Here is a 17,816-nt window from a genome sequence, read left to right on the forward strand (position 1 = left end):
TCTCTCTCAGGCAGACGCCCACTCACGAGTTGATCGAGCACACGGCCTACAACGATCTCCTCTTCCGATCCGCGCTCGGGGCGCCCGCGAACACACGAAGGCCGGCTCTCAGGGGGGGCCCGCCCTTCTGTGCCTTCTGCTGGTGGGCGATACTGGGTTCGAACCAGTGACCTCTTCGGTGTGAACGAAGCGCTCTCCCACTGAGCTAATCGCCCGGCAACGCGTCGAACCATACAGGGCCCCGCGGGATTCCAACAAACCGCTCCCCGCGGGCCGCGAGCGCGCATGACGAAGCCCCCGGAAGGATCTTCCGGGGGCCGCGCGGACGTGGGCGATACTGGGTTCGAACCAGTGACCTCTTCGGTGTGAACGAAGCGCTCTCCCACTGAGCTAATCGCCCGTGCGCAGAGCACACATTACCCCATGTCAGGAGCGCCTCCGCACGGGTTTCGCGGTCATCGGCGGATCTTCCACGGCATGACGAAGCCGAAGTTCCACACGTACAGGGCGATCAGCCCCGCGACGACCACGACGGCCGCGGCGGTGATGGCGATGTTCCTGCGTCTGACCCGCGGGTCCATGGCCTTCCGCGCGCCCTCCGTGACCTTGCGCTTCGTCCAGCGCAGCACTCGCTGCGCCCAGACGAACTCGGTCCCCCACACCGCCATGCCGCCGAAGATGATCAGCCACCCGGGGCCCGGCAGGGGCAGCAGGACGATCCCTCCCGCGACGACGGCGAGGCCCACCACGAACACGCCCACCCGCCATGCCGTGTGCAGGGGCCGGGACGCCTTGACGAAGCCGGGTGCGCGGGAGCCGAGCCCCGCGTCGTCACTCTCCGCGTTCATGCGGGTAAACGTACCGGATGCGCCGGCGTTCACCGGATTGGCCGAATGGGGCGAATCACACCACCGCCGTACGAGTGGCCTCAACTGCCACAAAAAGGTCAGAGGGGTTTACAACGGCACCGTAGGTGGCATGTCGATTTCGCCGACGTGCGAATCCCCGAGCGCACACTGAGCGAAAGGCCCTGGCGCTTATGAACACCACGGTCAGCTGCGAGCTGCACTTGCGCCTCGTTGTGTCGAGCGAGTCCTCTCTGCCTGTACCGGCGGGCCTGCGGTACGACACGGCCGATCCCTACGCCGTACACGCCACCTTCCACACCGGAGCCGAGGAGACGGTCGAGTGGGTCTTCGCCCGCGACCTTCTCGCCGAGGGGCTGCACAGGCCCACCGGCACAGGCGACGTCCGTGTCTGGCCCTCCCGCAGCCACGGTCAGGGCGTCGTCTGCATCGCTCTGAGCTCCCCGGAGGGCGAGGCCCTGCTCGAAGCCCCGGCGCGGGCGCTGGAGTCCTTCCTGAAGCGTACGGACGCCGCGGTGCCCCCCGGCACCGAGCATCGTCACTTCGACCTCGATACGGAGCTCTCACACATCCTGGCCGAGAGCTGAGCCAGGAGCGAGCTGCCCGGTGCCGTCCGACTCGGGGAGACGGCACCGCGCGGGCAGGCGTGAGCCGGTCAGGCGTCGCTGCCGCGGAACCCACCGCGGCCGCGGCGCCGCCGCGTTCCTCGGCGCGGTGTCCGGCGGAAGGCGCACTAGAGTCGCATGGTGCAGATCCCCCATGACACCCGGATCGCCCTGGACACGGTGGTCGACCTGGTGAACACCGCCCCCGACGGCGGTCACGGCAGCGAGCCCGCGGACGGACTGGACGACGTCGACGCCCTGCACGCCTTCGTGCGGCTCCACCGCATCAGCGACGTCGGGGGCCTCGACGCCCGCGACCTCAGGGCGATACACGCGGTGCGCGGCCGCTTCGCCGAGGTCTTCGCGGCGCCGGACGCGGCCTCGGCGGCCGCGCTGATCAACCGTCTCGTGGCGGAGGCGGGCACGACGCCGCGCCTCACCGACCACGACGGCTACGACTGGCACGTGCACTACTTCGCACCCGGCGCCTCGGTGGCCGACCACCTCACCGCCGACTGCGGCATGGCACTGGCCTTCATCGTCGTCGCCGGGGAGCAGGAGCGCCTGCGCCGCTGCGAGGCGCCGGACTGCGGACGCGCCTTCGTCGACCTGTCCCGCAACCGGTCGCGCCGCTACTGCGACAGCCGTACGTGCGGGAACAGGCTCCATGTCGCCGCCTACCGCGCGCGCCGCAAGGAGGCCGGCAGCCGGGCCTGACGAGGCACGGGCCGGGCGCGGCACCACGGGACCGCGCGGCACGGCGGGAGTACGCGTCACCGCGGGACTACAGGACTAACAGGTCGTGGAGCGCCGCCGCGAGCAAGAGCGAGCCGATCACCGCCAGGAAGATCATCAGCGGCGGCTGGGACAGTGCGAAGAGACAGCCGCGCTGCTCTTCGGAGGGAACGTACTGTTCCGGCGGTGCGGGGGACTGATCCCCGGAGGTATCGAGCATCTCGGACAGATGATGACGCAGCCCGGCCGATGCTCATGACCAAGAACGCCCTCGCGACCAGGAGTTCACCTGAATTCGTCGATGACCGTCCAGTATGTGAGCAGCCTTGATCACCGCGCGACTCCTGCGGCTCAGATGCCGTGCTTCTTGAGGATCGCCTCGATGTCGCTGAAGTCCTCCGGCTTCCCTGCGTCCTTCCCGGCGCCCTTCGGCTGGGCCGCCGCCCTGGCCTGCGCCGCGGGCCTGCCGCCGCCCGCGCCCAGCGACGGCGCCGAGGCACCGGGGGCGACCGCGTCGCGCTGGGCCGCCGCCTTCGCGGCCTCCCTGCGCTCCTTGCGCGACATGCCGGAGCGGCGGTCCACCGCCCTGCTGACGAGGTAGAGCACCGCCGCGATCGCGAGGACCCCGAAGCCGGCCCAGGCCGTGGGGCTGAACGCCGTGTGCGCGACCCACTTCACCACGCCGGTCATCGCGAGCCCGATGGGCACGAGCGAGTAGGCGGCGATCTTGGTGGCGGTCAGGAACCGCTTGCGGTACGCCGTGACCGCGGCGATACCCAGCCCCGCGGCGGACACCGCGGCGCAGATGGTCTCGGCAATCATCCGGTCCTCCTGGCGGTGAGCCGCCGTCGTCCTGTCGTACGTCCTGTCGTGTTCGAACCCGTATCCCCCTCTCCATCCTGCACCCGGCACACCGCCATCGGCCACGTTCCCGGCGGACCTCAGGGAGAAGTCCGGGGCGCGATCCTCCCCAGGTGCCGCGCGGAAGGTGCCGTTCGAGCACAGGCAGGCGCCGTGCGGGCACGGGCCTCGGTCCTGCGAGACTGGCCCCCATGAACGACTCCCCGGCCGCCGCCGTCGTCCTCGACGTGTGGTGCGAGCTCCAGTGCCCCGACTGCTTCAGCGCCCTCACCGACCTGGACCTGCTGCGCGAGAGGTACGGGGACCGCCTCGACGTGCGGCTGCGCCACTTCCCCCTCGACAAGCACCGCCACGCGTTCGCCGCCGCGCAGGCCGCGGAGGAGGCGGCCGCGCAGGGCAGGGGCTGGGCGTACGCGGCGGCCGTACTGGCGCGCACCGGCGAACTCGGCGAGCGCGGCGAGGAACTGCTCGTGGAGGTGGCGGCGGGTCTCGGCCTCGACGCGGAAGAGTTCGACACGGCGCTGGTGGACGGCCGGCACATCCTGGCCGTGGACGCCGACCACGCCGAGGGCAGGGCCATCGGCGTCACGGGCACGCCCACGTACGAAATCGGCGGCCGGCTGCTGGACGCGAGCAGCAGCCAGGCCGGGGTGCGCGAGCGCATCGAGGAGATCGCCGACGGGCTGCTCGCCGGCTGACACCGGCCGCCGCCGCTACCGTCCCCGACGGCCCTCGGCCGCTGCCCCGGGCTCCCGTGCGGCCCTCAGAGGAGGGGCTTGCCGAAGTGGCGGACGGTGACCTCGTAGCCGAGGGATGCGTACAGCCGTACCGCCACGGTGTTGTCGCTGAAGACGTGCAGGCCGAGGCCGGTCGCGCCCCAGCCGAGCGAGACCCGCTCGGCGAGCAGCATCAGGGCGCGCCCGTACCCGCGTCCGCGGCTGTCCTCGTCGACCCGCACCTCGTAGACGTACCCGCCTGGCCGCCCGGGCTCGACCTCCTGCCGGGCGACCCAGACCCTGCCCACGGACTCGCCTCCGGCGAGCAGCAGGCGGAAGGCGACGCCCGGGGTGGCGAGCCCGTCGGGCAGGTTCTGCCTGAGGCTCGCCCCGGCCTTGGCGCGCGCCTGCTCGTGGGTCATCCCGCGGCTGACCCAGTTCCGCACGAACTCGGCGCTCGAAGCCGCCGACCACCGCGTGAACTCCTCGTCGGTCATGGCGCGTTCGCCGATCCCGTCCGGTAGTCCCGGCGCGGTTTCCGGCAGGGTCTTGACCATGGTACGGCCGCGCTCCGCGTAGCCGAGGGCGTCCAGCAGGCGGAGCGCCGCGGGGCGGCCGGCGGGTACGGAGGCGAGCACCTGGTGGCAGCCCCAGCCGCGCAGCACCTCCTCGGCGGCGAGCGCGGCGACGGTGCCGCGCCCCCTGCCCCTGTCCGGCTCGTCGATGCGCAGCGCCAGCACGACGCCGGCGGTGGGGCCGAAGGCGGGGTCGGTGCCCAGCTCGGCCGCGCCGACGGGACGCCCGTTCACGCACACCTGGTACGCGCGGTTCCTGACGCCGTCGGGCGTCTCGGTGAGCGGCCCGGTCGGCCGCAGGGTCGTGGTCATCAACGGATCTTCTACCCACGGGCGCCCGGCGCGCCGTCCCGGGGGCTCACGGGTCGATGTCGTCCGCCGCACGCTCCTGGAACAGCCGCAGCGCCTTGGCCGTGACCGGCCCGGGGGCGCTCGTGAGGTCGCGGTCGTCCACCCGGTGCAAGGCCTGCACGTCGCGCAGGCTCGACGTCAGGAAGACCTCGTCCGCCGTCCGCAGCACGTCCATCGGCAGGTCCGTCTCGCGGGCGCCCGTCCACTCGATCGTCAGGGCCCTGGTGATGCCGGCCAGGCAGCCCGACGCGAGCGGCGGGGTGTGGAGCTCGCCGTCGACCACGACGAAGACGTTGCTCCCCGTGCCCTCGCACAGCCGTCCCGCCGTGTTCGCGAACAGCGCCTCCGACGCGTCCTGCTCGTGCGCCTTGGCCAGGGCGACGACGTTCTCGCCGTACGAGGTGGTCTTGAGGCCTGACAGCGCGCCGCGTTCGTTGCGCACCCACGGGACGGTGATCGCCGCCGAGCTCCCGGCCGGACGCTGCGCCTCGCCCAGCGCGACGACCAGCGTGGCCGACGCGTCGCCGCGGTCGGAGCCGAGCGGCGAGAGACCGCCCGTGAAGGTGATGCGTAGCCTGCCGAGCTCCATCGGATTGGCCGCGAGGACGGCGTCGCACGCGGCGCGCACCTCGTCGAGGTCGGGCTCGGGAAGGCCGAGGCCGCGTGCGGAGCGCGCCAGCCGGTCGAGGTGCCGGGTCAGCGCGAACGCGCGCCCCGACACCGCCTTGGCGGTCTCGAACACGCCGTCGCCGACGGTCAGTCCGTGGTCGAAGACCGACACTCGCGCCTCGTCGGCGGGGCGCAGGCCGCCGTTCACCCAGATCTGCATCTAACCGATCCTCCCAGTCGCCGCGTACGTATTCGACGCTATCGCGAGCAGCCGCGCGGCCTTCAATTCCGTTTCCGCCCATTCCCTGGCCGGGTCGGAGCCCCAGGTGATGCCCGCGCCGGTGCCGAAGCGCACGACGGGCGCGTGGCCGGCCTCGCGGTCGAGCCAGAAGGTGCGGATGCCGACGGCGAGCGCGGCCGTGCCGCGGTCCGCGTCCACCCAGCCGACGCCGCCGCAGTACGGGCCGCGGGGCGCGGTCTCCAGCTCGCGGATGATCGACAGGGCGGACTGCTTCGGCGCGCCGGTCACCGAGCCCGGCGGGAAGGTGGCGTCCAGCAGCCGCGCCCAGCCCGCGGTGGGCGCGAGCTCGCCCCGTACGGTCGTCACCAGGTGCACGAGGCCGGGATAGGTCTCCGGGGCGCAGAGCGCGGGCACGGTCACGCTGCCCGTCGCGCACACGCGCCCGAGGTCGTTGCGCACCAGGTCGGCGATCATCACGTTCTCGGCGCGGTCCTTGCCGGTCAGGTCGGCCTCGGTGCGGCCGGTGCCCTTGATCGGCCCGGACTCCACGGTGCGCCCCGCGCGGCCGAGGTAGAGCTCGGGCGACGCGGTGGCGATCTCCACGCCGTGCGCGGGCAGCCGCAGCGTCCCCGCGTAGCGGCCGGGGTTGCCGCGGGCGAGGCGCGCGGCGAGGGCGTCGACGTCCGCGCGGGCGGGGTCGGGCAGCTCGGCGGAGAGCACGCGGCAGAGGTTGACCTGGTAGACGTCGCCGGCCGCCACGTACTCGCGCACGCGGCGCACGCCGGCCGTGTAGGCGGCCCGGTCGAGCGACGACGTCCAGGCGGCGGGCGCGGGCCCGAGCCAGCCGCCGGATTCCGGCGCGGTGGTGTCGTTGGCCGCGTTGGCGGCGCGTACGTCGGCGAAGCGTGCGCACGTCAGCCGGCCCTCGAAGTCGGCGGCGACCGCCCAGAAGCCGGCGGAGTCCAGGGCCTCGGGATCGTGGGTGACGTCCCGCAGACCGGTGGCGACGAGGCCGCCGAAGCGGGCCAGGGGGGCGAGGGGCTGCACGCCGGGGAGTCTATGGCCAGCCAGACGCGCGGGGCCCGCGTCGCGGCCGCCCCGCCCCTCCCCCGCGACCTGCACGGCGTCCCGCGTCGGCACGCTGCGTAAACGCGTTTTTGTGCTGGCCCGCGGATCCGCTAGAGTTCACTTCGTCGCCCGGCACGCAAAACGGACCGGAAACGACAGGCGGACGTGGCTCAGTTGGTAGAGCATCACCTTGCCAAGGTGAGGGTCGCGAGTTCGAATCTCGTCGTCCGCTCGATGTGGGGGTCGTCCTGCTCGACCTCCGCGCACTCCGGGTGGAGTGGCCGAGAGGCGAGGCAACGGCCTGCAAAGCCGTCTACACGGGTTCAAATCCCGTCTCCACCTCCAAGGACGATTAGCTCAGCGGGAGAGCGCTTCCCTGACACGGAAGAGGTCACTGGTTCAATCCCAGTATCGTCCACGCAGATCAGAGGCTGTTTCCCACCAGGGAGACAGCCTCTGACGTTTGCTGAGTGACTAACTGCGTGACTACCGGGGCCGCCCGTCGTCAAAGATGCGGTCCATGGTCACAGCCCCGGTCTGGATCACCGGTCGAATCTGCTTCCGGTAGACCCGCTCCGTGACAGACGTGCCGGAGTGACCGACCAAGCGCGAGATGTCTTCGAGCGGTACCCCGCTGTCCGAGAGCAACGACACGAAGCTGTGCCGCAGCTCCCGAGGCGTCCAGTCGGCAGCGTCGATGCCCTCGACGTCGGCGAGAGCACGCCGGAAGGCCCGCCGGACGTTGGCCGCATCCAGCTCGGTGCCGGTCGCCGAGGTGAAGACGAGGCCGTGTTCCTCCCACTTGTCCCCGGCAGCGAGACGGTCCCAACCCTGGTCTTCCCAGTGCTGCCACAGCGCGTTAACGCAACGTGCGGGGAGCGCGAGCGTCCGCCGGGACTTCCGAGTCTTCGTGTCTCCCCCGGAGCGCACAGAGCGCCATACGGCCATGTAGGGCCCCACGGCCGGATCGGCGTCCGGGTCCCCCTTCAGGAAGACGTGATCCCAGGTGAGTGCCCGCATTTCCTCGGTCCGGGCGCCTGTCAGCAGCGCGACCACGATGTATGCGTGGAGGGAGGTGCCGGCGGCAGCCCGGAGCACTGCTTCTGCCTGAGCGAAGGTGAGCGCCTTGGACGGACGACCGGTCCGGCCGGCGGGGATCGCGCAGAGCTCCACGACGTTCCGCTTCACCTTGTCGCGCGCCATGGCACGCCTGACCGCGCGGTTCAGGCACGAACAGATCACTTGCAGGGTGTTCGTGCTCAGCGTCTTCGCCTTGGCCACTAGCCACTTGTCGACATCGTCGGCGCTCAGGTCGCGGAGCTTCCGGGCACCGAGCGCCGGAATGACATGCTTGCCACACAAGGTCGTGTACTTGGACACGGTCCCCGCGTCGAGACCGGCCAGGCCGTACGTCAACCAGTCGTTCACCGCGTGCGCGACCGTGTAGCCGGATGACGCGATGGCCAGCCCGTCCTCATGGTCACGCAAGACCTCTTTGAGCTTGGCCTTGGCCTCAGTCTTCGTCCGTCCACTCCCCCGCTTGACGAGCCGCTTGCCGGACGCGTCGAAGCCGAGACTGGCGGAAGCGATCCAGCGTTGCCGCTTCTTGTCCCAGTGCAGGCCACCGTCACCCCTGCTCCGGCGCGCGGTCAACGTGCTTCACCTGCCTCACGTTCCAGGAGTGCCACGTACTCGCCGATGGCGGAGGCCGGGACGAGGCGCGTACGGCCCTCCGTGACTGTCCGGAGGCGCCCGGTACGGATCAGGTCGTAGACGACGCTCCGACTCAGGTTCAGCACACGCGTCGCGTCGGCCACACGGAGCAGGACAGGCCAGGCCGACGCCCCCGGCCCCTCGTAGGTTGCGGTTGTCACCATTCCCCCGTTTCGTCTTGGTCGAGTTCGGCGCGGTGTTCACGGGCGGTGTCACGGTTGTGTTGGATGTCGCGGTGGAGGTTGGCGGCGAGCCAGGACTCGCCGGGAGTGTGGCCGTGGCCGGCGTAGGCCCAGTGCGCGAGGGTGAGCGTGGTGGCCTCGGGGTTGTCGTCGGGGTCGGGCAGGCCGAGCGCTTCGCGTTGCTGGGCAGCTCGGTAGTCGGCGCGGACCCGACGGAGGGCGCCGAGGGTGGTGGAGTAGCGGCGCGACTTGGTGGAGAAGTGGCCCCGGAAGCCGAGCATGTGGGCCCAGCGCCACAGCTTGCGGTCCGGGTACAGGGCGTCGAGGTCCCAGCAGGCGCGGATGAGGCGGCGGGTGTGGTCGGGCAGCTCGGGCAGCTTGTCGACTTCGGCAAGTTCCCCGATGCGTCGATCCACGGTGCCGGTGGTCTCGGCGGCCTTGGTGGCGTACTTGGCCACGTACGAGGCAACCGCCTGCTCGGTCAGATCCTCGCCGTGGCCGAAGGCGCCGATGGGCTGGACGTCGAGCTGTGTCCCCCAGCGCAGGACGCGGGCGGGTTGGTCGCCGGCGGCGGGAAGGGCGACTTCGGCGCGGGCGGCGGCGGCGCGTAGGGCGTCGTCGAGGAGGTCGAGGGTGGCCCACGGTGGGGGTGGGGTGTCGGGGCCGTCCGGTCCGTCGAAGCGGATCACGGCGTGGAAGTGGATGGCGCCGCGCTTTTGGTACTCGGCGACCTTGCCGTACGAGACGCGGAGCTGTTCTTTGAGGGCGCGTTGGGTGAGGCCGGCGCGGGCGGCGAGTTCGCGGGGCAGGTAGATGGTGACGTAGCGCCACAGGTGCCCGGCGTGGTTGTTCCACAGCACGGCGCCCGCGTACTCGTACGTGCCCGGGTCGAGCGCGGTCCCCAGCTCCGAGGCGCCCTCGGGGTGGTGGACACCGCAGCGGCAGCGGCCGGAGGTGGGCCGGTTGTGGACGGGTCCGAAGGAGGGCGCAGTGAGGGTGGCGAACACGCGGGGGTGATCGCGGACCGTCGTGGTGACGCCCTTCGACGCGTCGCCGGTGAGACCGGCGCGGATGAGGTGGTAGGTGTCGCCCGCGTACGTCCAGGCGCACGCCGGGCAGCGCGAGGCGCGGCGGTTGCCGCAGGCGACGCGGAGCCGGCCGCCGGGTTCCCGGTCGGTCGAGTAGGCGTGCAGGACCGCGCCTGTCGTGGGATCGATGGTCTTGGTCGTGCCGGTGAGGTGGATGGGTTCGGCGCAGCCGCCGGTACGGCGGATCTGTTCTTGCCAGCGGTCGAAGTCGGCCGACCCGGCCACCCTCAGCACGTCGCCGAGGGTGAGCGGGTCGAGGCCCGCCGCCGCGAGGGTGGCGGAGGAGGTCACTTGTCGTTCTCCTTCGGCGGGTGGGCGTCGATCCAGGCTTCGGCGCACACCTTGTGGACCGGCTTGCCACGGTCGGAGCGCAGCGGGGTGGGCTTGTCGCACAGGACGCACGGCTTGTCGCCGGTGTGGTCGTAATGCTCCGGGGAGCGCCAGTTCAGGAGGGCCACGCCGCTCACCTCCCGACCCGGACGACGACCGCCGAGGCGGCGGTGGGGCGGGTGTGGCCGGTGCCCTTGCAGGCCGGGCAGACGGCGCGGAGCGTGGCGCGGGTGCCGTCCGGGTGGCGGGTGTCGGTGGTGATGTGGACGGTCGGGAAGCCGTCGCAGTGCCGGCAGATGGGCAGGGCGGGGGTGCGGTCGGGCATCATGGGGTTTCCCTTTCGGGTCGTTTGGTCTGGAAGGGGTTGCAGGCGCCCGGCGCGGCGGAAGTTTGGCGACCGAGGCCGCGCCGGGGGCCGTTCAGCGGTGGGTGTGGTGCTCCTTGAGCAGGGAGCGGATGACGAGGGCGCACACGGCGACCGAGGCGCCCGTGACGGCGACGGCGAGGAGCATCGAGACCAGCACCGTGCCGATGACGAGCACGGCGGTCGTGCCGCCCACGGCGAGGGTGATCAGGGCGCCGGGCGTGAGCTGCACCGTCGGCCGCGTCGAGACCGGGGCCGGGGCGGGCGCGGCCGGGGTGTGGGCGTGGCCGCAGGTGCAGGCCGGGGCGTGGCCGTCCGGGACGATGGGGACCACGGGGGTGACGGTCGGCACGGTGCTGGGGTTGGGGGCGGTGTCCGGGCGGGGGTACTTGGGGGTCAACACGATGGGGTGTCCTCCCTGGTCAGGGCTGGCAGCGGTGGGTTTTGGCGGCGAGTTCGGCACCGGCGCGGTCGTGCTTGTCGGTGGAGAAGGAGCAGCCCGGGGCGGTGCACGTGGCGGTGTGCTTGGTGTGGCCGTGGCCGTCGTAGTAGGAGGCGACCTGGACGGGACCGATGCGGATCACGTCGTAGAAGCGGCGCGGACGCGGCATGACGAACTTCCCTTCTGTGTCAGGCGAGTTGGGCAGTGATGGAGGAGGCCAGGGCCGCCGGGACGCCGAGGCGGGCGCGCAGGGTGTCCGCGTCGATCGGCCGGCCAGTGGCGGCGTGGTGGGAGTCGGCGAGCTTTCGCGCGTGATCGAGCAGCGCGGGCGGAACCGACACCGCAGCAGGCGCAGGCTCAGCGGCGGGCAGCTCGGCGGCGGCAGGCGCCGGGGGCATGTCCGGGGCAGGAGCGCGGTCGAGGGTGATCTCTTCCGATGCTGTCGCCGCGTCCGGCACGGGGTCCGAGTCGGCCGGTCGGTCGCCGACGAGGTGGTGGACCTGCCGCATCAGGGCGCCGAATGCGAGCAGGGCAGCGGCCGGGGGGACGGCAGCGACGACGTAGTGCAGGGGCGGTTGGCCCGCGCCGACGCCGGCGACGTTGAGGCCGATCGAGCCCGTGGAGCCCGCGACCGTCAGGGCGACAGCCCACCAGTCCGTGACCGTGCGCAGTGCGGCGCGGAACATGAGGACTTCACCGGCCACGATGAACAGGTCCAGGGTGGCCGGCCATGCCCACATGCGGGCGGTCGAGGTGGCCAGGCCGTTGGTCTTGGCCACGTCCGCGAGGTGCGCGTACGAGAGCCAGAACGCGGCGGCGGTCAACGCGAGGATGACGACCCCGGCCGTGAGAATCGCGATCCGCTCGGCATCCTGCTTCGTCATCATCAGGCCCCTTTCTGGGCAGGTCAGGCGTCTGCGTTCGGGTCGAGGCCCGAGCCGAGGCAGGTCAGGCACAGGCCCTCCTGTCGGCCGACAGCGCGGTGGCGGCGACCGACGCGGACGGTTCGAGCGACCGTCCCGGTACCGGTGCAGGTCGGGCACGACGCGGGCTCGACCGCCGGCGGCTTGGCCGAGGTGCGGCGGGTGGTGGTTTTGCGGGCCATCGGGAGTGCTCCCTTCGGGTTTGCGGCATGGGCGGGGTAGGGACCTGGCGCGAAGCGGTCACGCCGACCATGGAGCGGGGGAAGACGGTCAGTCGGTCACGGGACGCGGCTTGACCAGCGAGGGACCCTGACCTGTGGCAGGCTCCGGCGCGATCGCGGGCCGGAAGGGGTCCAGGAACGGCAGCTCAGGCACGAGGTGCGCGTGAGCACGGCACACGGCGGCGGCGTCGGCCGGCGTGGTTTCCGGGGTGCGGATTCGGGACCAGCCGCCGGAGGAGTCACCGGCCACCGCCACACCCGGACGATCCGCCGGGATCGAGGTCGCGGCGAACACCGCATCCGGTGCCACGTCACCGAGACCCATCTCGGCGGTCTGCTTGTCGTTGACCCGGTGCACCACACGGCCCGTGAGCTGAGCCCGCAGGGCGGTCGCGCCACGGCCGAGTTCGGAGCCGAACCGCTGCCCGCAGACTTCCAGGAAGATGCCGACCGCGCGGGCCATCTGCGCGAGGCGCACCATGTGCTGAACCATGCGGTCGCGGCGTTCCTCCTCCTTCTTGACGGTGGTCAGGAACAGTTCCGCGACCTCATCCACGAGCACCACCAGCGGCACCGGCCGTACCTCGTCGGGCAGGTCCCACAGGTCCGAGACGCCATGTGCGCTCAGCAGGTCGAAGCGTCGCTCCATCTCGGCCACAAGTGCGTCCAGGAGGGCGCCCGCTTGGTCGGGGGTGGTGGCGAGGGCGGACAGGCGGGGTGCGTAGGTGCGCTGCTCGACACCGCGTTTGCAGTCGATGCCGACCAGGCCCACCGGCAGCTTCGCCAGCGCCGCCACCAGGTTGCGCTGATACATGGACTTGCCCGACTGGTTCGCCCCCAGCGTCAGCGCGTGCGGCACCTGCCGGTAATCACGCACAAACGGCGTGCCGTCCTCCCGCAGAGCGACCGGGACCACCATCGGACCCGACACCGCACGGCGGCGGTGCGGCATGCGTACCCGGCGCAGCACGTCGTAGCCGGTCATGCGCAGTTCCACGAAGCCGGGGCGGGGTGTGGTGACGTGCACGGAGTGGACACCCCAGGCGTGCCGAAGCCGCTCCGAGGCCGCCGTGACGTCGGCGGGTTCCAGGCCGGCGGGCAGCCGCAGCGTGACCCGAAGCCCGGTCGAGGTGCCCGTCACGCGGCGGACCTTCGGCGGGACCGGCTGCACCTCAGCGCGCCGGGCGACGTTGCGGACCAGGAACGACCGCAGCCGCGAGGGCGCCACCGTCAGCCCGCAGGCGTCCATGGTCGAGCCGTAGGTGAAGGTGAAGCGGCCCCACGTCACCGGCAGACCCACCAGCGTCCAGTACGCGCGCGGGGCGCGGACCTTCGCGTAGCCGATGCCGCCCGCGCTGGCGGCGACGCCGGACAGTTCGAGCAGCGTGGTCACGTCCGTCACGACGATCAGGCCCCCACCACGATCGAGACGGCGCGGAAGGAGATCCCGTGCCGCTTCTGTCCGTTGAACTCGTTCTCCCAGTCCCGCGCCTTGAGGCCGACCACCGAGACCGGAGTACCCGGCGCGAGCCCCTCGGGGATGCCGGTCTCCGGAACGGTGACCTGGTAGAGGTTGCCCTCTCCCTCATCCGAGATCAGCAGGCCCACCGTCGACAGGCTCGCACCGGTCTCCCGGTCCACGGCCCGCTCACCGGTCTGCTTGCTGACCAGCTTCGGCGCCGGCGCAGTCGCCACGAACACCACAGCGGTCGAAACGTCGATCTTGAAGGACGGCATTGCATCTCCTCTAGTGGAGTGAGTCTCCTGCACTCATGTACATGAGTGACAGTTAGAAGAGTGCCTGACTCATGTACATGAGTCAACCGTCTACGGAAAGAATCTTGAAAGCGCGTCAGGATGTGACGGCAAGTCAGTCCTTCGCAGCGAAGCGGTAATCCAAAACGAACTGGTCAGCGGCCATGACGGTGTCGCAGACCTCCACAACCTGCCCGCTCTCAGTCATCGCGTTGCGTACGAGGTGGATCACGGGTGAGCCGGGGCTGAGCGCCAGCGCGGCAGCCTCCGCCTTGGTCGCCAGGCGAGCCCGCACGGTCTCTGTGAACTCGGCCAGCGTGTGGCCGTGTTCTTCCAGGCGGGCGTAGATCCCGCCGCCGCCCGGGTTCTCGGCGAACGTCTCGGGGATGTCCCTGACCACGTCCCACGGCAGATAGGAGGTGGCCTCTTCGGTCGGCACACCGTCCCGGAAGTAGCGGCGTTTCCTCGCCAGGACCTGGGCGCCCGCCGGCACACCAAGGCGCTCCGCGATGTCCTCGGGAGCTTCCGCCGGCCCGATGAACAAGACCTTGACGGAGGGCTTGCCGCCCGACTGTTCGGCCTCAGCCAGATAGGCCGCCTTGCCCGCCTTCCGATGCGAGCGCCGGAAACGGTCGGACGACTTCCGCTGCACAGGCGGACGGGAGCGCACGAAGGACCCGCGACCGTGGTGGGTCTCGATGAGCTGCGTGGTACGAAGCTCCGCCACCGCCTTGCGGACCGTGCCAGAGGCCACGCCGTAGCGCTGCATCAGCTCTGACTCACTGGGCACAGGTGCACCAGCGGGAAGGGCGCCCGAGTGGATCTGCGCCGCAAGGTCATCGGCGATCTGGAGGTACTTCGCTTTGGCTGTCGAAGCCACGTCACCACTCGCCATAGTCCTTCTGCATCTCCTATTCTCCTGTACATGAGTAGCAGCCCCGGACAGAAGCCGTCAACGCCACTCCACTCCGTGTCCGTAGCCGGCGTGGTCGTGCGGGAAGACGGGCGTGTGCTGACCATCCAGCGCGCCGACAACGGAACCTGGGAGCCGCCGGGCGGGGTGCTCGAACTCACGGAGTCACCGGAAGACGGGGTGCGACGCGAGGTCTACGAGGAGACTGGCATCAAGGTGCACGTGGAGCGGCTGACAGGCGTGTACAAGAACACGTCGCGAGGCATCGTCGCACTGGTCTTCCGCTGTCGCCCCGAGGGCGGACATGAGTCGCTTTCCGACGAGTCGACGGCGGTCGAGTGGCTTCACCCGGACGAGATCTCCCGCCGCATGCACGAGGTGTACGCAGTCCGCGTCACCGACGCCCTCACGGCCAACGCAGCCCACGTACGCTCCCACGACGGTCGCAAGGTCGTCAGCACGGGCGTGTGAGGCCCAAGAGGGCTGTTACAGGTTTCTCTACTTCATCAAGGCACCCGGCTGCGCTCCGCTCCGCCGGGCGCGCTCCCGGCTCCGCGCCGGGCGCCGCTCCTGCCTTCGGCCCGCTCCGCCCACGCTGCGCCGACGCGCGCCCACGAGGGGGAAGGCCGAGGCCATGAGGGCGAGAACCGCGAGACGCCACGGCAGGCCACCGACAAAGCATGCCTCCGGCGGGGGCGCTCACGCGTCCGGGGTGGGATGGCCCGTCCTGCGGGTGCCAGCATCGTTGGGGTGAGCGTGGTGGGCTCCCATCCCGACCACCTTCGACCCAGGCAGAGCCGAGCAGACGAGGCCCAGGGCGTCAAGGTCGTTCGTACAGTGGCGCGCTCCACCTTGACGCCCTGAACCACGCCCGCTCCACGGTGTGTGGGTCGAAGGCGGACGGGATGGGAGAAGGAGGTATTGATAGTGCCGATGGGAATCAGCTTTACGTCACTACTGCGCGGGCCTCGCAGCTACGCCCAAATCGACCATACGCCGGCCGTTGTCCCCACAATCAGGCCCACTAAGGCTAGCCAGGCAGGCCCCGTCAGGTCTTCCAGAGCTTGCTTCAAAATCATTCGCTGCACCCACTCGAAGGTGTACGTAATCCTGCCCCAATTGGCTTCTGGCGTGCGGATTTCCTCCATGGCTGCCGACTTTCCCCCTGGCCCCGGATAGTCCGTGTCTGGCGCATGGATCACAGCGTCAATCGCATCTAGATCAGCAACGAGCTTTCGGAAGTCTCGCCTGGTCAGCAGCCACCCCCATACCAGGGCAACCAGCGGCAGAGCTCCACCCAAAGCAGTACATACTGCCAGAATTATTTTCATTGCAAGCACCCTAGAACGTGCACATCTATCGCCTCGGAGATCTCTAAACTATTCTCGCATTGGTTCAGGAATTAGCAAAGTGACAAGTTTCGGTATTTCAAAGTGTTCGAATGGTTCTTTCGGTAGCTCAGCCAATTGCCCGTCAGATCTGCGCACCCAGTGCAATCCTGCCACATCACTAAATGCAATCTCAGCGGCAGGTGACCGGTGCATCCCTTGCCATCCCTCCGGAGCAGGGACCTTCCAGATCCCCGGAGGGAGAACTGTCAGACACGCTCGATGGTCGGGAAAGTCCTTGAGTTCCTCACCTGTGCGAGGGGCGGCCCCTCGCACAAAGACCATGGACGCGACCACCTTGTAGATTGGGCTGTCCGATCGATTGAGCAGCACCAGCGAGTTCCTCTCGTCGCCGGACAGCCGGCCGCCATACCAGGACGAAACCTGAAGAGCCTGACTTCTCTCCTCTCGCCTCAGGCTCGCCCTCTCCGAGTCCTCGCGAAGTCGTCGCTCGCGCCTCAGAGTGACCAGTGCCGCGGACCAAGCACCAGCAGTCGCGATCGCCGTGGTCCACGTGGCACAGTCCCCCAACTCAATTGTCATATCGGTAGTCTGCCTGACCCGGCCCCCCTCTCTCCTCGCCTGTCGAGCGCACCTACGACGGCAGGAGCCCGTGCGCCTACAGCAAGCTGCGCAGCGCGACGGGCGCCTCAGACCGGGGTCGTCGCCCGTGACGCCGACTGAGTGACTAACTGCGTGACAACGAGGGCGGACAGCGGCGTACGGCCCCGGACGATCATGGATTTGCCGTGGGGGCCCCGGACGTGTCAATATCTCTTCACCAGCCCAGACGGGCGGCCCGCGCGATTAGCTCAGCGGGAGAGCGCTTCCCTGACACGGAAGAGGTCACTGGTTCAATCCCAGTATCGCGCACAGCAGGAAGCCCCGGCGGATTCGTCCGCCGGGGCTTCTTCGTTGCTCCGGGCGGGCGGGCCCGGAGCAGCGGATCAGGTCGAGAAGAGCATGTGCGCGAAGCTCTTGTGGTGGTGGCCGTGGCCGCCGTAGTGGCCGCCTCCGTAGTGGCCTCCGCCGCCGTGGCCGCCGCCGTACGGGGCGCCCCAGGCGGGGCCGGGGGCCGGCGGGTAGGGGGCCGCCGGCGGGGGCGGGGCCGGCTGGGACCACTGCGACTCGATGCGCGTCAGGCTCTCCAGCTCACCGAAGTCGAGGAAGATCCCCCGGCAGCCGCTGCACTGCTCGATCTGGACGCCGTTGCGGTTGTATGTATGCATCTCCGCATGGCACTTGGGGCACTTCATCCGGTCTCAGCTCCTCGACGTGTGGACGGTCGCTCCACCCTACGACGACGCGGCGGCGGCCCGTACGGTTGCCCTGACCTGTGCCAGGGAGGTCAGCCGGCCGCGAGCGCCGCGATCCGGGTGCAGGCCTGGATCATCAGCTCCTCGGCCTCGTCGGCCTCCCTGCCCTCCTCGGCGGTCTTCGCCACGGCCAGCGCGGCGGTCTGGACGGTCAGGGCGCGCGCGGGCACGTCGAGGCGGGCCCAGGGGTCGCCGTCCGCGGGCACGGCGGGGCCGCCCGCGGCCCGGTACGCGCCGAGGAACCGCGCCCAGACGTCCGGTGGCAGCAGCCCCGCCGCGAACCACGCGGCCGGGCGTGCGAGGTCCCACGCGGGGTCGCCGGTGCCGAGGTCGTCGATGTCGATGAGTAGCCAGCCCGACCGGCCTGGCCCACGCACGAGTTGGCCGAGGTGGAGGTCGCCGTGGCACAGGACGTCACGCGGCCCGGGTGCGGCCGCCGCGGCGAGCGGCAGCGCGCGGAGGGCCTGCTCGACGGCGGTGGCCACCGCACGCGCTAGATCGGATGAACACACGGTTGAACTTCTGTCATCGATGTATCTGGTATGCCATCTTCT

At 70.5% G+C, this 17,816-nt stretch carries 24 protein-coding genes and 6 tRNA genes; 8 read left to right on the forward strand and 22 right to left on the reverse strand.

Annotated elements, in window-relative coordinates; translation table 11 throughout:
• Positions 1-140 precede the first annotated feature (140 nt).
• The 3 genes from JFN87_RS25555 to JFN87_RS25565 all read right to left on the reverse strand — a co-directional run bounded on the left by JFN87_RS25555 (position 141) and on the right by JFN87_RS25565 (position 848).
• A tRNA-Val gene (locus tag JFN87_RS25555) sits at positions 141-215 on the reverse strand.
• Between the two features lie 113 nt (positions 216-328).
• Positions 329-400: transfer RNA gene (locus JFN87_RS25560), tRNA-Val, on the reverse strand.
• Positions 401-455: 55 nt separating this feature from the next.
• The gene (locus JFN87_RS25565; protein WP_209343537.1) at positions 456-848 is read right to left on the reverse strand and encodes a TIGR02611 family protein; all 393 of its coding nucleotides are present in this window, start codon (positions 846-848) and stop codon (positions 456-458) included.
• 191 nt (positions 849-1,039) lie between these two features.
• Here JFN87_RS25565 and JFN87_RS25570 point away from each other — a divergent pair, with 191 nt between their 5' ends.
• Together JFN87_RS25570 and JFN87_RS25575 are read left to right on the forward strand one after the other, a co-directional pair.
• Positions 1,040-1,453: an SsgA family sporulation/cell division regulator gene (locus JFN87_RS25570; RefSeq protein WP_003959770.1), complete on the forward strand. Its 414-nt coding sequence runs from the start codon at positions 1,040-1,042 to the stop codon at positions 1,451-1,453.
• 159 nt (positions 1,454-1,612) lie between these two features.
• Positions 1,613-2,188: a CGNR zinc finger domain-containing protein gene (locus tag JFN87_RS25575; RefSeq protein WP_209343539.1), complete on the forward strand. Its 576-nt coding sequence runs from the start codon at positions 1,613-1,615 to the stop codon at positions 2,186-2,188.
• Positions 2,189-2,255: 67 nt separating this feature from the next.
• Here JFN87_RS25575 and JFN87_RS25580 read toward each other — a convergent pair whose 3' ends face one another.
• A complete protein-coding gene (locus JFN87_RS25580) occupies positions 2,256-2,426 on the reverse strand; it encodes a hypothetical protein (protein WP_199809987.1) in 171 nt (56 codons plus the stop codon).
• 131 nt (positions 2,427-2,557) lie between these two features.
• Positions 2,558-3,028: a hypothetical protein gene (locus JFN87_RS25585; RefSeq protein WP_209343541.1), complete on the reverse strand. Its 471-nt coding sequence runs from the start codon at positions 3,026-3,028 to the stop codon at positions 2,558-2,560.
• 230 nt (positions 3,029-3,258) lie between these two features.
• Between JFN87_RS25585 and JFN87_RS25590 the strand changes: the two genes are divergently transcribed.
• Positions 3,259-3,765: a DsbA family protein gene (locus tag JFN87_RS25590; RefSeq protein WP_209343543.1), complete on the forward strand. Its 507-nt coding sequence runs from the start codon at positions 3,259-3,261 to the stop codon at positions 3,763-3,765.
• 65 nt (positions 3,766-3,830) lie between these two features.
• Here the strand turns inward: JFN87_RS25590 and JFN87_RS25595 are convergent, their stop codons facing one another.
• The 3 genes from JFN87_RS25595 to JFN87_RS25605 are packed head-to-tail and all read right to left on the reverse strand — an operon-like array spanning position 3,831 to position 6,606.
• Complete coding sequence (locus JFN87_RS25595; RefSeq protein ID WP_209343545.1) at positions 3,831-4,670, reverse strand: GNAT family N-acetyltransferase; 840 nt, start codon at positions 4,668-4,670, stop codon at positions 3,831-3,833.
• Positions 4,671-4,716: 46 nt separating this feature from the next.
• Positions 4,717-5,538, reverse strand: coding sequence for an aminotransferase class IV (locus tag JFN87_RS25600; RefSeq protein ID WP_209343547.1), 822 nt, complete (start codon positions 5,536-5,538; stop codon positions 4,717-4,719).
• Positions 5,539-6,606 (reverse strand): chorismate-binding protein, encoded by a 1,068-nt coding sequence (locus JFN87_RS25605; RefSeq protein WP_209343549.1) that lies wholly within the window; start codon positions 6,604-6,606, stop codon positions 5,539-5,541.
• Between the two features lie 180 nt (positions 6,607-6,786).
• On the opposite strand from JFN87_RS25605, the gene JFN87_RS25610 reads away from it, so the two are divergent.
• The 3 genes from JFN87_RS25610 to JFN87_RS25620 all read left to right on the forward strand — a co-directional run bounded on the left by JFN87_RS25610 (position 6,787) and on the right by JFN87_RS25620 (position 7,045).
• A tRNA-Gly gene (locus tag JFN87_RS25610) sits at positions 6,787-6,859 on the forward strand.
• 39 nt (positions 6,860-6,898) lie between these two features.
• Positions 6,899-6,972: transfer RNA gene (locus JFN87_RS25615), tRNA-Cys, on the forward strand.
• Between the two features lies 1 nt (position 6,973).
• Positions 6,974-7,045, forward strand: a tRNA-Val gene (locus JFN87_RS25620).
• A 68-nt stretch (positions 7,046-7,113) separates the two neighbouring features.
• On the opposite strand, the gene JFN87_RS25625 is transcribed toward JFN87_RS25620, so the two are convergent.
• The 11 genes from JFN87_RS25625 to JFN87_RS25675 form a co-directional block, all read right to left on the reverse strand.
• Positions 7,114-8,280 carry a site-specific integrase gene (locus JFN87_RS25625; protein WP_209343552.1) on the reverse strand — a complete coding sequence of 389 codons (1,167 nt, stop codon included), beginning with the start codon at positions 8,278-8,280 and terminating at the stop codon, positions 7,114-7,116.
• On the reverse strand, positions 8,277-8,504 hold the full coding sequence (locus tag JFN87_RS25630) for a helix-turn-helix domain-containing protein (RefSeq protein ID WP_209343554.1): 228 nt from the start codon (positions 8,502-8,504) through the stop codon (positions 8,277-8,279). Before JFN87_RS25630 ends, JFN87_RS25625 begins: the two co-directional genes overlap by 4 nt.
• Positions 8,498-9,901: a replication initiator protein RepSA gene (gene repSA / locus JFN87_RS25635; protein ID WP_209343556.1), complete on the reverse strand. Its 1,404-nt coding sequence runs from the start codon at positions 9,899-9,901 to the stop codon at positions 8,498-8,500. Before repSA ends, JFN87_RS25630 begins: the two co-directional genes overlap by 7 nt.
• Positions 9,898-10,068 carry a hypothetical protein gene (locus JFN87_RS25640; RefSeq protein ID WP_209343558.1) on the reverse strand — a complete coding sequence of 57 codons (171 nt, stop codon included), beginning with the start codon at positions 10,066-10,068 and terminating at the stop codon, positions 9,898-9,900. The genes repSA and JFN87_RS25640 overlap by 4 nt, the downstream gene beginning before the upstream one ends.
• Positions 10,069-10,073: 5 nt before the next feature.
• Entirely contained in the window at positions 10,074-10,265 is a 192-nt protein-coding gene (locus tag JFN87_RS25645) for a hypothetical protein (RefSeq protein ID WP_209343560.1), read from the reverse strand.
• A 94-nt stretch (positions 10,266-10,359) separates the two neighbouring features.
• Positions 10,360-10,707, reverse strand: a complete 348-nt coding sequence (locus JFN87_RS25650) for a SpdD protein (protein WP_209343562.1) — start codon at positions 10,705-10,707, stop codon at positions 10,360-10,362.
• Between the two features lie 19 nt (positions 10,708-10,726).
• Complete coding sequence (locus JFN87_RS25655; protein ID WP_209343564.1) at positions 10,727-10,915, reverse strand: mobile element transfer protein; 189 nt, start codon at positions 10,913-10,915, stop codon at positions 10,727-10,729.
• Positions 10,916-10,934: 19 nt separating this feature from the next.
• On the reverse strand, positions 10,935-11,630 hold the full coding sequence (locus JFN87_RS25660) for a DUF2637 domain-containing protein (protein ID WP_209343566.1): 696 nt from the start codon (positions 11,628-11,630) through the stop codon (positions 10,935-10,937).
• A 309-nt stretch (positions 11,631-11,939) separates the two neighbouring features.
• Entirely contained in the window at positions 11,940-13,292 is a 1,353-nt protein-coding gene (locus JFN87_RS25665) for an FtsK/SpoIIIE domain-containing protein (protein ID WP_209343568.1), read from the reverse strand.
• A gap of 5 nt (positions 13,293-13,297) precedes the next feature.
• Complete coding sequence (locus tag JFN87_RS25670) at positions 13,298-13,627, reverse strand: SCO3933 family regulatory protein (protein ID WP_209343570.1); 330 nt, start codon at positions 13,625-13,627, stop codon at positions 13,298-13,300.
• A gap of 133 nt (positions 13,628-13,760) precedes the next feature.
• Positions 13,761-14,540, reverse strand: coding sequence for a GntR family transcriptional regulator (locus JFN87_RS25675; protein WP_209343572.1), 780 nt, complete (start codon positions 14,538-14,540; stop codon positions 13,761-13,763).
• A gap of 18 nt (positions 14,541-14,558) precedes the next feature.
• Between JFN87_RS25675 and JFN87_RS25680 the strand changes: the two genes are divergently transcribed.
• Complete coding sequence (locus JFN87_RS25680; RefSeq protein WP_209343579.1) at positions 14,559-15,029, forward strand: NUDIX hydrolase; 471 nt, start codon at positions 14,559-14,561, stop codon at positions 15,027-15,029.
• Positions 15,030-15,532: 503 nt separating this feature from the next.
• Here the strand turns inward: JFN87_RS25680 and JFN87_RS25685 are convergent.
• Entirely contained in the window at positions 15,533-15,889 is a 357-nt protein-coding gene (locus JFN87_RS25685; RefSeq protein WP_209343574.1) for a hypothetical protein, read from the reverse strand.
• An 858-nt stretch (positions 15,890-16,747) separates the two neighbouring features.
• On the opposite strand from JFN87_RS25685, the gene JFN87_RS25690 reads away from it, so the two are divergent.
• A tRNA-Val gene (locus tag JFN87_RS25690) sits at positions 16,748-16,819 on the forward strand.
• 74 nt (positions 16,820-16,893) lie between these two features.
• Here the strand turns inward: JFN87_RS25690 and JFN87_RS25695 are convergent.
• Positions 16,894-17,202 carry a TFIIB-type zinc ribbon-containing protein gene (locus JFN87_RS25695; protein ID WP_209343576.1) on the reverse strand — a complete coding sequence of 103 codons (309 nt, stop codon included), beginning with the start codon at positions 17,200-17,202 and terminating at the stop codon, positions 16,894-16,896.
• Positions 17,203-17,294: 92 nt separating this feature from the next.
• Positions 17,295-17,816: phosphotransferase (locus tag JFN87_RS25700; RefSeq protein ID WP_209343577.1), on the reverse strand; the 522-nt coding region annotated here is incomplete at its 5' end.

The sequence above is a fragment of the Streptomyces montanisoli genome (genome assembly GCF_017813245.1).
Taxonomy (GTDB): Bacteria; Actinomycetota; Actinomycetes; order Streptomycetales; family Streptomycetaceae; genus Streptomyces; species Streptomyces montanisoli.

Excerpts from the sequence above, each read along its gene's own strand:
- JFN87_RS25655 (WP_209343564.1), bottom strand. The coding sequence starts at position 10,915 with ATGCCGCGTCCGCGCCGCTTCTACGACGTGATCCGCATCGGTCCCGTC.
- JFN87_RS25670 (WP_209343570.1), bottom strand. The coding sequence starts at position 13,627 with ATGCCGTCCTTCAAGATCGACGTTTCGACCGCTGTGGTGTTCGTGGCG.
- JFN87_RS25590 (WP_209343543.1), top strand. The coding sequence starts at position 3,259 with ATGAACGACTCCCCGGCCGCCGCCGTCGTCCTCGACGTGTGGTGCGAG.
- JFN87_RS25630 (WP_209343554.1), bottom strand. The coding sequence starts at position 8,504 with ATGGTGACAACCGCAACCTACGAGGGGCCGGGGGCGTCGGCCTGGCCT.
- JFN87_RS25675 (WP_209343572.1), bottom strand. The coding sequence starts at position 14,540 with ATGGCGAGTGGTGACGTGGCTTCGACAGCCAAAGCGAAGTACCTCCAG.
- JFN87_RS25685 (WP_209343574.1), bottom strand. The coding sequence starts at position 15,889 with ATGAAAATAATTCTGGCAGTATGTACTGCTTTGGGTGGAGCTCTGCCG.
- JFN87_RS25645 (WP_209343560.1), bottom strand. The coding sequence starts at position 10,265 with ATGCCCGACCGCACCCCCGCCCTGCCCATCTGCCGGCACTGCGACGGC.
- JFN87_RS25595 (WP_209343545.1), bottom strand. The coding sequence starts at position 4,670 with ATGACCACGACCCTGCGGCCGACCGGGCCGCTCACCGAGACGCCCGAC.
- JFN87_RS25600 (WP_209343547.1), bottom strand. The coding sequence starts at position 5,538 with ATGCAGATCTGGGTGAACGGCGGCCTGCGCCCCGCCGACGAGGCGCGA.
- JFN87_RS25570 (WP_003959770.1), top strand. The coding sequence starts at position 1,040 with ATGAACACCACGGTCAGCTGCGAGCTGCACTTGCGCCTCGTTGTGTCG.
- JFN87_RS25660 (WP_209343566.1), bottom strand. The coding sequence starts at position 11,630 with ATGACGAAGCAGGATGCCGAGCGGATCGCGATTCTCACGGCCGGGGTC.
- JFN87_RS25695 (WP_209343576.1), bottom strand. The coding sequence starts at position 17,202 with ATGAAGTGCCCCAAGTGCCATGCGGAGATGCATACATACAACCGCAAC.
- JFN87_RS25585 (WP_209343541.1), bottom strand. The coding sequence starts at position 3,028 with ATGATTGCCGAGACCATCTGCGCCGCGGTGTCCGCCGCGGGGCTGGGT.
- JFN87_RS25580 (WP_199809987.1), bottom strand. The coding sequence starts at position 2,426 with ATGCTCGATACCTCCGGGGATCAGTCCCCCGCACCGCCGGAACAGTAC.
- JFN87_RS25565 (WP_209343537.1), bottom strand. The coding sequence starts at position 848 with ATGAACGCGGAGAGTGACGACGCGGGGCTCGGCTCCCGCGCACCCGGC.